Below are 13277 nucleotides of genomic sequence, written 5' to 3' on the forward strand. Positions count from 1 at the left end.
CGCGGTGACCGCGGCACCGCTCGTCGAGCCGGTGCTGGCTGTAGAGCGCCTCAGCCTGCGCTTCGCCGGGGTGGCCGCCATCGACGACCTCTCCTTCGTCCTGCACACGGGGGAGCTCTTGGGGATCATCGGCCCGAACGGCGCCGGCAAGACCAGCGTGCTCAACTGCATCAACGGCTTCTACCGGCCCGAGACCGGGCGCATCCTCCTGGCCGCCCCGCCGGCCGCCCCCGGCGCGGCCCCGGGGCCGCTCGAGGAGATCACCCACCTGGCGCCCCACCTGCGGGCGCGGCGGGGGATCGCCCGCACCTTCCAGAACATCGCCCTCTACCCCGGGATGAGCGTGCTGGCCAACATCCTCTCCGGCCGCCTGGCCCACATGCGCGCCTCGCTGCTGGCCGGCGGCCTCCACTGGGGGCCGGGGGAGCGCGAGCTGCTGGCGCACCGGGCGCGGGTGGAGGAGATCATCGACTTCCTCGAGCTCGAAGAGCACCGCGACCACCGCGTCGCCGACCTGCCCTACGGCATCCAGAAGAAGGTGGAGCTGGGACGGGCGCTGGCCATGGAGCCGCGCGTCCTGCTGCTCGACGAGCCCATGGCCGGGATGAGCGCCGACGAGAAGGCGGACATGGCCCGCTACATCCTGGAGCTGCGGGAGGTGGGCGGCCTGCCCATGATCCTCATCGAGCACGACATGGGGGTGGTCATGGACCTCTGCGACCGCCTCATCGCCATGGACTACGGGCGCAAGATCGCCGAAGGGCTCCCCGCCGACGTGCAGCACCACCCCGAGGTCCTGCGCGCCTACCTCGGCGAAGCGGTGGTCGGATGAGTCAGGCCGTCCTGGAGCGGGTGGCCCCGGCGGCGGCGCCGGCGGCGCTGGTTCCAGACACCTTCCCGCGCCGCCTGGTCCACAACGCCGCCCGTTTCGGCGACCGCGTCGCCTTCCGGGAGAAGGCCTTCGGCGTCTGGCGGGAGATCACGTGGCGGGAGTACCTGGAGCACGCCTGCGCCTGCGCCCTGGGGCTGCGGGCGCTGGGCCTGCGGCGGGGCGACGTCGTGGCCCTGGTCGGCGACAACCGCCCGGAGCTGTACTACCTGGCTATGGGGGCGCAGGCCCTGGGGGCCATCTCCTGCGGGATGTACCAGGACAGCCTGGCCGAGCAGCTGGCCGAGCTGGTCGACTTCGCCGAGGCCCGCGTGGTCTTCTGCGAGGACCAGGAGCAGACCGACAAGGTCCTGGCCATGGAGGCGCGCCTGCCGCGCGTCGAGCGCATCATCGTGGAGGACTGGCGGGGCATGTGGCGCTACCGCCACCCCAAGCTGCTGGCCTTCACCGAGCTGGAACGGCTCGGCCGCGAGGCGGCCCGGGCAGACCCCGCCGCCTTCGACGCCCTGGTGGCCGAGGGCCGGGCGGACGACGTGGCCATCTTCTGCCTGACCTCGGGCACGACCACGCTGCCCAAGCTGGCCATGCTCTCCCACCGCAACCTGCTCAGCCAGGGGGAGAACTTCCTGGCAGTGGAGCCGCACATCTCCCCCAGCGACGAGTTCGTCAGCTACCTGCCGTTCGCCTGGATCGGGGAGCAGATGATCTCCTTCACGCTGCACCAGCTGGTGGGCTTCACGGTGAACTTCCCCGAGGAACCCCACACCAGCCAGCGGGACTTCCGGGAGATCGCCCCGCACTTCACCTTCGCCCCGGCCCGCATCTACGAGGGGCTGCACTCGATGGTGACGGTGCGCATGCTCGACGCCGGGTGGCTGCGCCGCACCCTCTACGCCTGGGGGATGGGGGTGGGCAGCCGCATCGTCGACCTGGAGGCCGCCGGCCGCCCCGTGCCGTGGTGGCTGCGTCTGCTGCGCGTGGCCGCCTACTGGCTGGTGCACCGCCCGGTGCTGGACAAGCTGGGGATGACGCGCATGCGCGTGGCCTGGAACGGCGGGGCCTCGCTGGGCCCGGACTACTTCCGCTTCTTCCGGGCGCTCGGGCTCAACCTGAAGCAGATCTACGGGCAGACGGAGATCGCCGGGATCTCCTGCGTCCACCGCGACGGGCAGGTGCGCTTCTGGACCATGGGGGCGCCCATCGCCCACACGGAAGTGCGCCTCTCCGAGGAGGGGGAGATCCTCAGCCGCAGCCCCTCGGTCTTCCTGGGCTACTTCAAGAACCCCGAGGACACCCGCCGCGCCCTGCGCGACGGGTGGCTCCACTCCGGGGACTACGGGACCCTCGACCCCAGCGGCGACATCATCCTCTTCGACCGCATGGGCGACGTCATCGTCACCGCGGACGGCACCCGCGTGGCCCCGCGGGTCATCGAGGACATGCTGAAGTTCACCCCCTACATCCAGCAGGCCATGGTCGTGGGAGACGGCCGCCCCTACCTGGCCGCCATCCTGAACATCGACCTGGGGAACGTGGGCAAGTGGGCGGAGGACCGCGGGCTGGCCTACACCTCCTACGCCGACCTCTCCCAGCGCCCCGAGGTCCTGGACCTCCTGGAGGGGCTGGTGCGGGAGACCAACGCCCGACTGCAGCCGGAGTGGCGCCTGGCCGCCTTCGTCTCCCTCTACAAGGAGTTCCACCCCGACGACGACGAGCTCACCCGCACGCGCAAGCTGCGCCGCCGCCACATCCTGGCACGCTACCGCGACCTGGTCGAGGCCATCTACGCTGGGGCGGACCATTTCCAGACGGTGGTGACGGTGCGCTACGAGGACGGCCGCGTGGCCGAGCTGCGCCCGGTCATGGCGATCCGTCGGGTGGAGTTGTCGCCGGTGGCTGCGCCACCGGCGGCTTCGTCAGGCGCGCCACCGGCCGGCGCCCCGCCCTCCTCCCCATGACCTGGCACTTCATCGCCGAAGGCACCCTCATCGGGCTGGCCGTCGGGGCCATCTACGCCCTCATCGCGCTGGGCTTCGCTCTCCTGTACAAGTCCACGAAGATCCTCAACCTGGCTCACGGGGAGCTCGTCCTCTTCGGCGGCTACCTGGCCATCGCGCTGAGCACGGCCCTGCCCGGCCCGCCCGTCCTGGCCTTCGTCCTGGCCGTGCTGGCCACGCTGGCCGCCGCGGCGCTGCTCGGCTTCGCCGTGGAGCGGGCGGTGATGCGCCCGCTGTTCGGGCAGCCGCTCCTCTCGGTCATCATCGTCACCCTGGCCCTGGGCTACGTCGTGCGCGGCGTCATGGTGGGGCTGTGGGGCGGGGACACCCGCCTCTTCCCACCCGTGGTGCCCACCGGCGTCTTCCGCCTCCCCCTGCCGCGCCTCGAGGCGCTGGCCGTCCCCCAGGTGGGCGTGTGGGCGGCGCTGGTGGCCGCGGTGCTGCTCGTGGTCTTCTCGCTCTTCTTCCGCTACTCCCTGTGGGGGATCGCCATGCGGGCGGCGGCCAACGAGCAGCTCACCGCCTCCGCCCTGGGCGTGAGCCTGAAGCGGGTCTTCGCCGTGGCCTGGGCCTTCGCCGCCGCCGCGGCCTCCGTGGGCGGCATCCTGCTGGGCCTGTGGCTGGGGGTGAACTTCGCGCTCGGCTTCGTCGGGCTCAAGGCCCTGGCCGCGGTCATCCTGGGCGGGCTGGACAGCATCGCCGGCGCCATCCTGGGCGGGGTCATCATCGGCGTGACCGAGAACCTGCTCGGCGCCTACATCGACGCCCGCGTCCGGCTCTTCGGCGTGCCGCTGCACGGCTTCAAGGAGATCACGCCTTTCCTGATCATCCTGCTGGTGCTGCTGGTCCGCCCCTACGGCCTGTTTGGCACCGAGCACGTGGAGCGGCTCTGATGGCGGTCCGGCCGGCCGGCACCTTCAAGACCACCTATGCGGCCGACATGGCCCTGCTGGACACGCGCTTCGACCAGGTGGGCTTCGCCCTGCTCCTCCTGGCGCTGCTGCTGGCGCCCTGGTGGCTGGGGCGCTACCTCTTCCTGTTGAACGCCATCGGCATCTTCGCCATCGGGGCGGTGGGGCTGTCGCTGCTCACGGGCTTCGGCGGGCAGATCTCGCTGGGGCACGCCGCCTTCATGGCGGTGGGGGCCTACACCTCCTGGCTGCTCACCCAGCACGGGATCCCCTTCCTCCTGGCCCTGCCCCTGGCCGGGGGAACCGCCTTCGCCTTCGGGGCGGTGGTGGGGCTGCCCTCGCTGCGCATCAAGGGGCTCTACCTGGCCATCGCCACGCTGGCCTTCCAGTTCGTCCTTGACTACGTCATCGTGCACGCCTGGGGAGCCGGCGGGGGCAACGTCGTCATCGGCCCGAGCCTCTTCGGCTACGCGGTCCGCACCGAGCGCCAGTTCTACTACCTGCTCCTGCCGCTGTGGCTGGGGGCGGGGATCTTCGCCGCCAACCTGGTGCGCGGCCGCGTGGGGCTGGCCCTCATGGCCATCCGCGACCGCGACTACGCCGCCCAGGTCCTGGGGGTGCCGCTACTCTACTATAAGACGCTGGCGTTTGCGCTGGCCGCCTTCTACGCCGGCGTGGCCGGCAGCCTCTTCGCCCACTACAACCGGGTCATCACCAACGAGCACTTCACCATCGGCCAGTCCATCGACTACATCGCCATGGTCGTCCTGGGGGGCCTGGGGAGCGTCTGGGGGCCGCACCTGGGGGCGGCGCTGGTCATCTCCCTCACCCAGGTCCTGAAGATCCTCACCCCGGCGCTGGTGAACCTCCTCCCGGCCTTCGGGCGTGTGGCCACGCCGCTGCGCGAGGTGGTCTTCGGGGCGCTCCTCATCGGGCTGCTCATCTGGGAGCCGGGAGGCCTGGCCATGCTCTGCCGCAAGCTCAAGCGCTACCTCGACCTCTGGCCCTTCCCGTATTAACGTTTCATAACGGTCCCGGAGTCTGCCGGGCCCGACCCGTAGAATCACAGTATCCGAAGCCCAAGGTAGGGGAGCATCCATGCGCATCGCCCAGATCGCCCCGTTGTACGAGAGCGTCCCGCCGAGGATGTACGGCGGAACGGAGCGCGTCGTCTACGGCCTGACCGAGGAGCTGGTCCGTCGCGGGCACGAGGTCGTCCTCTTCGCCTCGGGGGACAGCCAGACCTCGGCCACCCTCGTCCCCTGCGCCGATCGCGGACTGCGCCTGGACGGCACGGTGCGAGACTACCACGCCTACACCATGATCCAGCTCGGCATGGTCTACGAGCGGGCGGAGGCGTTCGACCTCATCCACAACCACGTGGACTACTTCGCCTTCCCCTTCACCCGGCTCACCCGCGTCCCCACGGTGACGACGCTCCACGGCCGGCTGGACCTGCCGGAGGTGGAGCGCGTGCACGCCCACTTCCCCGACCTTCCCATGGTCTCCATCAGCTACGCCCAGCGCGTGCACCTGCCGCGGGCGCGCTGGGTGGCCAACGTCTACAACGGCATCACCCCGGAGCACTTCACCCTGCGCCGGGAGCCGGGGACCTACCTGGCCTTCCTGGGGCGGGTGAGCCTGGAGAAGCGGCTGGACCGGGCCATCGAGATCGCCCGCGCCGTGGACATGCCGCTCAAGGTAGCGGCCAAGATCGACCCGGCCGACCGGGAGTACTACGAGTACGCCATCAAGCCCCTGCTCCGCCACCCGCTGGTGGAGTTCATCGGGGAAATCGACGAGGTGCAGAAGGACGACTTCCTCGGCAACGCCTACGCCTACCTCTTCCCCATCGACTGGCCCGAGCCGTTCGGCATCACCATGATCGAGGCGATGGCCACGGGTACCCCGGTCATCGCCATGGCCTGCGGCTCGGTGCCCGAGGTGGTGGCGCACGGGGTGACCGGCTTCGTCTGCCGGAGCATCGACGAGATGGTCGCCGCGGTGCGGCGCGTCCCGGAGCTCTCCCGGGAGGCCTGCCGCCGCCACGTGGAGGAGCATTTCACCGTCCGCCACATGGCCGACGGGTACGAGGCCGTCTACCGCGCGCTGGTGGAGACCCCTGTGGAGCCGCGGCTGATCGCCTGAGATGCCGGTCCGCATCCAGCTCGGCCCGCCGCACATCGCGCTGGCGGAAGGGAGCAGCCTCTTCGTCACCGCCCCCGACGGCTCCATCGAGCCGGGCAAGGAGCAGGGCTTCTTCGTCCAGGACACCCGCCTGCTCTCCCGCTACCGGCTCCGCATCGGCCGGCGCAACTGGCTCCTCGTCTCCTCGGCCCCCGTCACCCACTACTCGGCCCAGCTCTTCTTCGTGAACCCGGGGCTGGAGACGCCGCAGGGCATCGTCCGACAGCAGACGCTGGCCCTCACCGTGGAGCGGACCCTGCGCGGCGGCGTGCACGAGGACCTGGAGCTGCTGAACTACGGGGCCCGGCCGGTGACGATCCCCTTCGCCGTGGAGGCGGCCTGCGACTTCGCCGACCTCTTCGAGGTGCGCGGGCTGCACGTCCCCTACCGGCGGACGGTGCACGCCACCGTGGCCGCCGACGGCGGCCGCCCCGAGCTGCGCTGGACCTACGAGCGGGAGGACTTCCGCCGGGGGCTGCGCCTGGTGGTGGCGCGCAGCGACACCCCGCCCCGCCCCGCGCCGGGGCGCCTGGCCTGGGAGGTGACCCTGGCCCCCCGGGAGCGGTGGCAGGCCTGCCTCCACCTCATCCCCGTCCTGGGGACGGAGGCCATCCCCGGCCCGGAGACCTGCCACGGCACGCTGCTGGACGAGCTGGAGGAGCGCCGCTCCCGCTGGTACCGCTCGGTGGCGGGCTGCGAGACCCCCAACGACGACGTGCGCCACGCCTACCGGCAGGCGGTGGACGACATCACCGTCCTGCGCCTGACCGCGGCCGACTCCCCGGTGGAGCACTCCGTGGTGGCGGCCGGCATCCCCTGGTTCGCCACGCTGTTTGGCCGGGACAGCCTGATCATCAGCCTGCAGACCCTGCCGGTCACCCGCCAGTTCGCGCCGGCGGTGCTGCGGCAGCTCGGGGCGCTCCAGGCCACCACGGTGGACGACTGGCGCGACGCCCAGCCCGGCAAGATCCTGCACGAGGTGCGCCACGGGGAGCTGGCCCACTTCCACGAGATCCCCCACACCCCCTACTACGGCACGGCCGACGCCACGCCGCTGTACCTGATCACTCTGCACGAGACCTACCGCTGGCTCGGCGACCTCGACCTGGTCCGGGAGCTGCTGCCGGTGGCGGAGCGGGCGCTGGCCTGGGTGGACCGCTACGGCGACCTGGACGGCGACGGGTTCCAGGAGTACAAACGGCGCTCCCCGCGCGGCATCCGCCACCAGGGGTGGAAGGACTCCGGGCAGGGGGTGGTCCACGCCGACGGGAGCAACGTCGAGCCGCCGGTGGCGCTCGTGGAGCTGCAGGGCTACGTCTACGACGCCAAGCGGCGGATGGCGGAGCTGTACGAGGCCCTGGAGCGCCCGGACGACGCCGAGCGGCTGCGGCAGGAGGCGGCGGCGCTGCGCGAGCGCTTCGCCAAGTTCTACTGGTGGCCGGAGGAGGAGACCTTCTACTTCGCCCTGGACGGGGAGAAGCGCCCCGTGCGCAGCGTGGTGAGCAACGCCGGGCACGCGCTCTGGTCGGCCATCGCCCGCCCCGACCACGCCCGCGGGGTGGTGCGGCGGCTGATGGCCCCGGACATGTTCAGCGGTTGGGGACTCCGCACCCTCAGCGCCCTCCACCCCGCCTTCAACCCCTTCGCCTACCAGGTGGGGGCCATCTGGCCGCACGACAACAGCCTGATCGCCCTGGGGTTCAAGCGGTATGGGTTCGTCGCTGAGGCGCTGCAGGTGGCGCAGGGGATCTTCGACGCCGCTGCGTTCTTCCAGTCGCACCAGCTGCCCGAGCTGTTCGCCGGGCTGCCGCGCGGCCCGCGCTCCTTCCCCGTGCAGTACCTGGAGGCGAACATCCCGCAGGGGTGGGCGGCGGGGTCGGTCTTCCTGCTGCTGCGGATGATCCTGGGGCTGCGCGCCGACGCCCCGCGCCAGCGCCTCCTCCTCCACCCCACCCTGCCCCCCTGGCTGCCGCGCCTGCGCCTGACCCGCCTGCGCCTGGGGCGGGCGCGCTTCGACCTGGAGGCCTGGCGGGACGGGGAGGCGACGCGCTGGGCCCTGGAGGTCCACGAAGGCACCGTGGAGGCGGTGGAGGTGCCCTGGTCGCCAGAGGAAGTTTGATGCTTCTGCACTTAGGCATCTTGACATCAAGATGCTCATATGAGAAGATGCCTTCACGATGAGAACCACCATGGACCTGCCCGAAGACCTCTACAGGACGCTGAAGGCCAGGGCCGCCATCCAGGGATTGACGGTACGGGAGCTCGTCAGGCGGTTGATCGAGCAGGGGCTACGCCAGGCTTCTGTGGACGAGACCTCAGTCAGACACGGGCCGCCTCCGGTGATCATCCCTCCTCGGGGCGTTCCCATCCCCGCACTGCCTCGAGCCAAGCTCCACCGGCTGGAGGAAGAGGAAGACGAAGAGCGTCATGGCCGATTTGCTGGACGTTAGCGTCTGGCTCCCGCTGACGGCCCCCGACCATGTCCACCACGCCCGGGCCAGGCGCTATTGGGAGGTGGAGGCGGCCGATCAGGTTGCCTTCTGCCGCTCGACCGCCCTCGCGCTGCTCCGACTGCTCACGAACGCTCGACTCCTGGGAGACGCAGCCCTGGACGGTGCGACGGCCTGGCAGGCGCTGACCACACTGCTGGCCCTCCCCCGGGTGACCTTCCTCCCGGAGCCCGCCCAGGTGGACGTCTGGCTGGCCGAGTGGAGCGGATCCCTGGATGTGCGCGGAGGGCAGTGGACGGACGCCTACCTGGCGGCCTTCGCCGCCGCGGGGGGCCATCGCCTGGTGGCCTTTGACGCCGACTTCCACCGCTACCCGGGGCTGGCCTTCCTCCACCTGACGCCCTGAGGGCCTCAAGCCAGCCAGCGCTTCCGCCGCTTGTAGCTCTTCACCTCCGTGTAGCGGCGCCGGCCGGCGTGGCTCATCCCCAGGTAGAACTCCTTGACGTCGGCGTCCTCGCGCAGCCGCTCGGCCGCCCCGTCCAGCACGATCTTGCCGTTCTCCATCACGTAGCCGTAGGTGGCGAGCTGCAGGGCCATGTGGGCGTTCTGCTCGACCAGGAGGATCGTCACGCCTTCCTGCGCGTTGAGGCGGCGCACCAGCTCGAAGATCTCCCGGGCCACGATGGGCGCCAGACCCAGGCTGGGCTCGTCGAGGAGGAGCAGGCGCGGGCGGGCCATCATGGCGCAGCCGATGGCCAGCATCTGCTGCTCCCCGCCGGAGAGGTAGCCCGCGCGCACGCGCCGGCGCTCGCGCAGGCGCGGGAAGTACGTGTAGACGAGCTCGAGGCCCTCGCGTGCCCGCGCGCCGCGGTGCAGGGCCGCGCCCACCAGCAGGTTCTCCTCCGCGCTCAGCTCCTCGAAGAGGCGGCGCCCCTCGCGCACCATGACGATGCCCAGGCGGGCCACCTCCTCGGGCAGGCGGTTCTCGATGCGCCGCCCCTCGAACTCGATCGCCCCGCGGGTCACCTCACCCCGCTCCAGCCGGACGAGCCCCGAGATGGCCTTGAGGGTCGTGGTCTTGCCGGCGCCGTTCGCCCCGATGAGGGCGGTGATCCGGCCGGCGGGGACGGTCAGGGAGACCCCCTTGAGGACGAGGATGGTCCCCCAGTAGACGACCTCGATGTTGTTCACCGCGAGCATGGCGGAGGGTGGGTCGGGCACGGCACCGGTCAGCCGCCACGCCGCGGCGGATCGCGACGCCGCGCCCGACGCCGACGCGGTCAGTAGCCCAGCCAGTCCTTGCGGCGCTCCACGGTGACCGTCTCCACCACCCGGATACGCCCCTGCTGCACCTGGACGATGCGCGTGGTGGTGGACGGCCGGTGGTCGTCCCGCTTGAGGGTGATGGGCGGCGCCAGGCCGTCGGGGTCCCAGTTGGTCAGGGTCTCCATGGCCGAGCGGATGGCCGGGCCGTCGAAGCCGCCCAGGCGCGCGTAGGTGGCCCAGTTGTCGACGATGATCTCCAGGCCGCGCCGCAGCAGGTAGACGTTCAGCCAGCCTCGGATGTAGGAGGCGATGTAGGGCGTCTGGGTGGTGCCCCACTCGAAGCGCGGCACCTCCCGGCCCTGGAAGCGGCGGTAGGCGTCGAAGATGGTGCGCATCCCCGCGGCGGGCTCCCCGAAGTAGACGTGCGGCGTGCTCCCGTAGGTGCCCTCGGCGGCGGGCCCGATGAGCTTGATCATGTTCTCGTCGAAGCCCCAGACGTTCACGAACCACCGCGTGCGCAGCCCCGCCTGCTTCGCGTCGCGCACGGTGACCGAGGCGGAGTTGGTCGTGCCGCCGAACCAGGCGAAGTCCGCCCCGGCGGCGCGGATGGCGCTCACCTGGGCCCGGGCCTCCAGCGCCGTGAGGGCGACGATCTGGTCCGGCAGCACCTCGAAGCCCAGCTCCCGCGCGTAGTCCTTGCCCGCGGGGATGGGGGCGCGCCCGTAGGGGTGGTCGGGGTAGACGAAGACGAACTTCGGCCGGGCGAGGCCCTCCCGGCGAGCCAGCTCGCGGGCGAACTTCAGGACGGCGCGCAGCTGGTCGGAGTAGGAGGAGACCGGGTAGAAGTTGTAGGGCGTCTTGGACGGGTCGTTCAGGTGCGAGGAGTAGGAGGCGGAGATGAAGGGGATCTGGTCGGCGGCCACCTGCTCCTTGAGGGCCTCGGTGTCGTTGGTCCCCCAACCGATGATCGCCTGGACCCGGTCCACGTCCCGGTACTTCCGGTACAGGGCGATGCCGTCCGCCGTGCGGTAGCCGTAGTCGGACCAGACCAGGTCGATCTTCACCCGCCCGCGGATGCCCCCCAGGACCTCGTTGATGTAGCGGACGTGGTCGAGGACGCCCTTGGAGTAGTCCACCCCCACGTCGGAGGTGGGGCCGGTGGTGTCGAAGAGCGCTCCCACCTTGATGGTCGCGGGAATCGCGGGAACCTGGGCGGCGACCGGCAGGATCCAGCCGGCCAGCAGGACAGCCAGGACGGCCGTCCCCAGACGCGCTCGGCTCATGCCCTCTCCCCCCTCGTCGGCGCGGCCAGCACGCGCCCCCTCGGCCGTCATCGACGCGCGTCCAAGGGAGCCCAAACTCCTCCCTCGTGAGCGGCCGCCGGCCGGGCACCTCCGGCTTCGACGGGTGGCGGGGACCTCCCTGCCGGAGTCCGCGAGCAGCGGTCCCGCGGCGGGACGGGGCGGCCGCGCGTCTCAGCGGCCGGTGCCGCCCGGCACCTTCCGTACCACGACGCTGCGCAGCGTCAGCTCTTCCATCCGGTTGCCGCCCCCGTTCACCGCCAGGTCCCATCCAGCCGTGTTGGCGAAGGCGGCGTCGGTCAGCCGGAGGGTGTAGGCGACCCAGCCGTCGCGGGCCTCCACCCACTGCCAGGGGGTGAAGCGGTAGCCGCTGTCGGAGTCGTAGAGGAGGTTGAACCCGACGGTGCGGTCGCGCCGCGCCCCCAGGACCTCCACGGTCACCTCCACGACGAAGTGGCCGTCGTTGAAGAAGAGGAAGGTGTCGTCCACGTCGAGGTAGAGGAAGACGGCCTCACGCCGCCCGTTGGTGCGCAGCGCCGCCTCCCCGAGCACCTCCACCGGCTCGAGGGCGGTCTCGGGACGCCGCGGCGGGACCAGCAGGAGCCCCTCCTCGACCGGCCGGGGGCCGAGGCGAATGCGCACCTCCCCGGCCGCACTGTAGTCGCGCCCGCCGGCGGGCGGCGGCAGGAGCGGTCCGCGCTGCGCCAGCGTGGCCTGCGCCTCCTGCACCAGGGCGGGGTCGAGCCCGTCCACCACGAGGGGACGCGCGGAGAGCCCCAGGCGCGTGCGGCCCTCGTAGGCCGGCGGCAGCGGGCCGGCAGGGGAGAGGAGGCGGGCGGACGGGAGGAGCGGGACCTCCACCGCCGCCTCGCCCTGGGACCGCCACGCCACCAGCACCGACCGGTCGCCCGATCCAAACACCAGCAGGAAGGTCCCGGGGTCGCGCACGAGGTAGCCGGCAAACGGCAGGGCCTCCAGCGACGCCGCGGCCTCCGCCTCCGCGGGCTCCAGCCGCTGCAGCCGATCGGGGGGCAGGAAGAGGCGCTCCACGCCGGAGGCCCGGAGCACGGCGACGGCGCGCAGGAACGCCCCCGCCGCCGGCGCGCCCGACCACTCCAGCCATAGCGGACGGGGCCTGCCCTGCAGGACCCGAGTGCGCAGGGTGGCCAGCGGCCGCAGCCACGTCTCCGGCGCACGTCCGTCGCCGCGCACCTCCACCACGCCCACAGCCTCCCCCGCCTCCTGCACCAGCCGGCGAGCGTGGACCAGGTCGATGCCCCCGGGGGACGGCAGGACGAGACGGTGTTGCCGGTCCACGGCCGCCAGCACCCGCCAGGCGGCGCGCACGAGGGCCACGTACTCCCCCGCCGTCCCGCGGAAGTGCGGGAGGTTCGGGACCGTCCAGACCTGCCAGGACGAGACCGCGGCGCGGTAGCGGGTGGCGGCGGCGCGCACGAAGCGTTCCCAGTCGGCCAGGCGCCGGGGCGGCATGCGCGTGTAGACGGCGGGCTGCTGGAGGTCGGCCCCGGTGGCTAGTGTGGCCCAGCGCGGGGTGAAGGCCAGCACCCCCACGGGACTCAGCCCCTGCTCGCGCGCGGCGGCCACGGCGCGGTCGAGGGCGCCCCACTCAAACCGGCCCTGCACCGGCTCGACGGCGCTCCAGTCGGCGAGCACCTTCACCGACCGCACCGCCCGGCGCACCGCCGGCGGGAGTCCTTCCCGCGGGAGCTCGGTGAGGCCCAGCGCGAACCCCGCCGGGCCCGCCGCCTGGCCCGCGAGCGGCCGGTGGGGGAACCCGAGCGCGAGGAGTCCGGCGGCGAAGCACGCCGCTAGGAGGCGGACCTGGGTCGACTGCCGCCGCGCCGGCCGGGTCACGGCCCGCCCTCCCCGCGGCCGGTGCGGGTGAGCGGTGAGGCGACCACGGTGGCCACGCCCGCCCCGGCGGTGTTGGCGACGAGATCGGTCCACTCCGCCGTCCGCCAGGGGAGGAACCCCTGCAGCAGCTCGAGGCCGGCCCCGTAGAGCACCGCCAGGAGCAGCGCCACCAGGCCTGCGCGCCGAGTGCGCCCCAGGGGCGGCCGCAGGAGCCACGCCAGGACCGCGTAGGCCAGCGCGTGGAGCCACTTGTCGCTGAGCGCCCCCAGCTCCGGCGGCCGCGGTCGCACCGACATCAGGAAGATCCCGGCTGCCCACACCAGGGCGGGCGCCCAGCCCACACGACGCATCCCCTTCCCTGCTTCGCCCTGCCCGCCCCGCTGCCCTTGACGGCACACAGA

At 72.1% G+C, this 13277-nt stretch carries 11 protein-coding genes; 7 read left to right on the top strand and 4 right to left on the bottom strand.

The genetic code is table 11. From position 1 onward, the window contains the following. Positions 1 to 4 precede the first annotated feature (4 nt). The 7 genes from RB146_06720 (at position 5) to RB146_06750 (ending at position 8840) form a co-directional block, all read left to right on the top strand. Positions 5 to 832, top strand: coding sequence for an ABC transporter ATP-binding protein (locus RB146_06720; protein ID MDQ7828672.1), 828 nt, complete (start codon positions 5 to 7; stop codon positions 830 to 832). Continuing rightward, a complete protein-coding gene (locus RB146_06725; protein ID MDQ7828673.1) occupies positions 829 to 2847 on the top strand; it encodes an AMP-binding protein in 2019 nt (672 codons plus the stop codon). The genes RB146_06720 and RB146_06725 overlap by 4 nt, the downstream gene beginning before the upstream one ends. Beyond that, positions 2844 to 3779, top strand: coding sequence for a branched-chain amino acid ABC transporter permease (locus RB146_06730; protein ID MDQ7828674.1), 936 nt, complete (start codon positions 2844 to 2846; stop codon positions 3777 to 3779). Before RB146_06725 ends, RB146_06730 begins: the two co-directional genes overlap by 4 nt. Then, a complete protein-coding gene (locus RB146_06735) occupies positions 3779 to 4816 on the top strand; it encodes a branched-chain amino acid ABC transporter permease (protein ID MDQ7828675.1) in 1038 nt (345 codons plus the stop codon). Before RB146_06730 ends, RB146_06735 begins: the two co-directional genes overlap by 1 nt. A 79-nt stretch (positions 4817 to 4895) precedes the next feature. After that, entirely contained in the window at positions 4896 to 5945 is a 1050-nt protein-coding gene (locus RB146_06740; GenBank protein MDQ7828676.1) for a glycosyltransferase family 4 protein, read from the top strand. Between the two features lies 1 nt (position 5946). Then, positions 5947 to 8103 carry a glycogen debranching N-terminal domain-containing protein gene (locus tag RB146_06745; GenBank protein ID MDQ7828677.1) on the top strand — a complete coding sequence of 719 codons (2157 nt, stop codon included), beginning with the start codon at positions 5947 to 5949 and terminating at the stop codon, positions 8101 to 8103. Positions 8104 to 8411: 308 nt separating this feature from the next. Further along, entirely contained in the window at positions 8412 to 8840 is a 429-nt protein-coding gene (locus tag RB146_06750; GenBank protein MDQ7828678.1) for a PIN domain-containing protein, read from the top strand. A 5-nt stretch (positions 8841 to 8845) separates the two neighbouring features. Here RB146_06750 and RB146_06755 read toward each other — a convergent pair whose 3' ends face one another. From RB146_06755 to RB146_06770, 4 genes are all read right to left on the bottom strand, one after another. Further along, positions 8846 to 9634, bottom strand: coding sequence for an ABC transporter ATP-binding protein (locus RB146_06755; protein ID MDQ7828679.1), 789 nt, complete (start codon positions 9632 to 9634; stop codon positions 8846 to 8848). A gap of 80 nt (positions 9635 to 9714) precedes the next feature. Next, complete coding sequence (locus RB146_06760; GenBank protein ID MDQ7828680.1) at positions 9715 to 10983, bottom strand: ABC transporter substrate-binding protein; 1269 nt, start codon at positions 10981 to 10983, stop codon at positions 9715 to 9717. Positions 10984 to 11175: 192 nt separating this feature from the next. After that, positions 11176 to 12876, bottom strand: a complete 1701-nt coding sequence (locus RB146_06765) for a hypothetical protein (GenBank protein MDQ7828681.1) — start codon at positions 12874 to 12876, stop codon at positions 11176 to 11178. Then, on the bottom strand, positions 12873 to 13226 hold the full coding sequence (locus tag RB146_06770; GenBank protein ID MDQ7828682.1) for a VanZ family protein: 354 nt from the start codon (positions 13224 to 13226) through the stop codon (positions 12873 to 12875). The genes RB146_06765 and RB146_06770 overlap by 4 nt, the downstream gene beginning before the upstream one ends. Positions 13227 to 13277 lie beyond the last annotated feature (51 nt).

The sequence above is a fragment of the Armatimonadota bacterium genome, from assembly GCA_031081585.1.
Taxonomy (GTDB): domain Bacteria; phylum Sysuimicrobiota; class Sysuimicrobiia; order Sysuimicrobiales; family Humicultoraceae; genus Geohabitans; species Geohabitans tengchongensis.

Excerpts from the sequence above, each read along its gene's own strand:
- RB146_06725 (MDQ7828673.1), top strand. The coding sequence starts at position 829 with ATGAGTCAGGCCGTCCTGGAGCGGGTGGCCCCGGCGGCGGCGCCGGCG.
- RB146_06730 (MDQ7828674.1), top strand. The coding sequence starts at position 2,844 with ATGACCTGGCACTTCATCGCCGAAGGCACCCTCATCGGGCTGGCCGTC.
- RB146_06735 (MDQ7828675.1), top strand. The coding sequence starts at position 3,779 with ATGGCGGTCCGGCCGGCCGGCACCTTCAAGACCACCTATGCGGCCGAC.
- RB146_06740 (MDQ7828676.1), top strand. The coding sequence starts at position 4,896 with ATGCGCATCGCCCAGATCGCCCCGTTGTACGAGAGCGTCCCGCCGAGG.
- RB146_06745 (MDQ7828677.1), top strand. The coding sequence starts at position 5,947 with ATGCCGGTCCGCATCCAGCTCGGCCCGCCGCACATCGCGCTGGCGGAA.
- RB146_06750 (MDQ7828678.1), top strand. The coding sequence starts at position 8,412 with ATGGCCGATTTGCTGGACGTTAGCGTCTGGCTCCCGCTGACGGCCCCC.
- RB146_06755 (MDQ7828679.1), bottom strand. The coding sequence starts at position 9,634 with ATGCTCGCGGTGAACAACATCGAGGTCGTCTACTGGGGGACCATCCTC.
- RB146_06760 (MDQ7828680.1), bottom strand. The coding sequence starts at position 10,983 with ATGAGCCGAGCGCGTCTGGGGACGGCCGTCCTGGCTGTCCTGCTGGCC.
- RB146_06770 (MDQ7828682.1), bottom strand. The coding sequence starts at position 13,226 with ATGCGTCGTGTGGGCTGGGCGCCCGCCCTGGTGTGGGCAGCCGGGATC.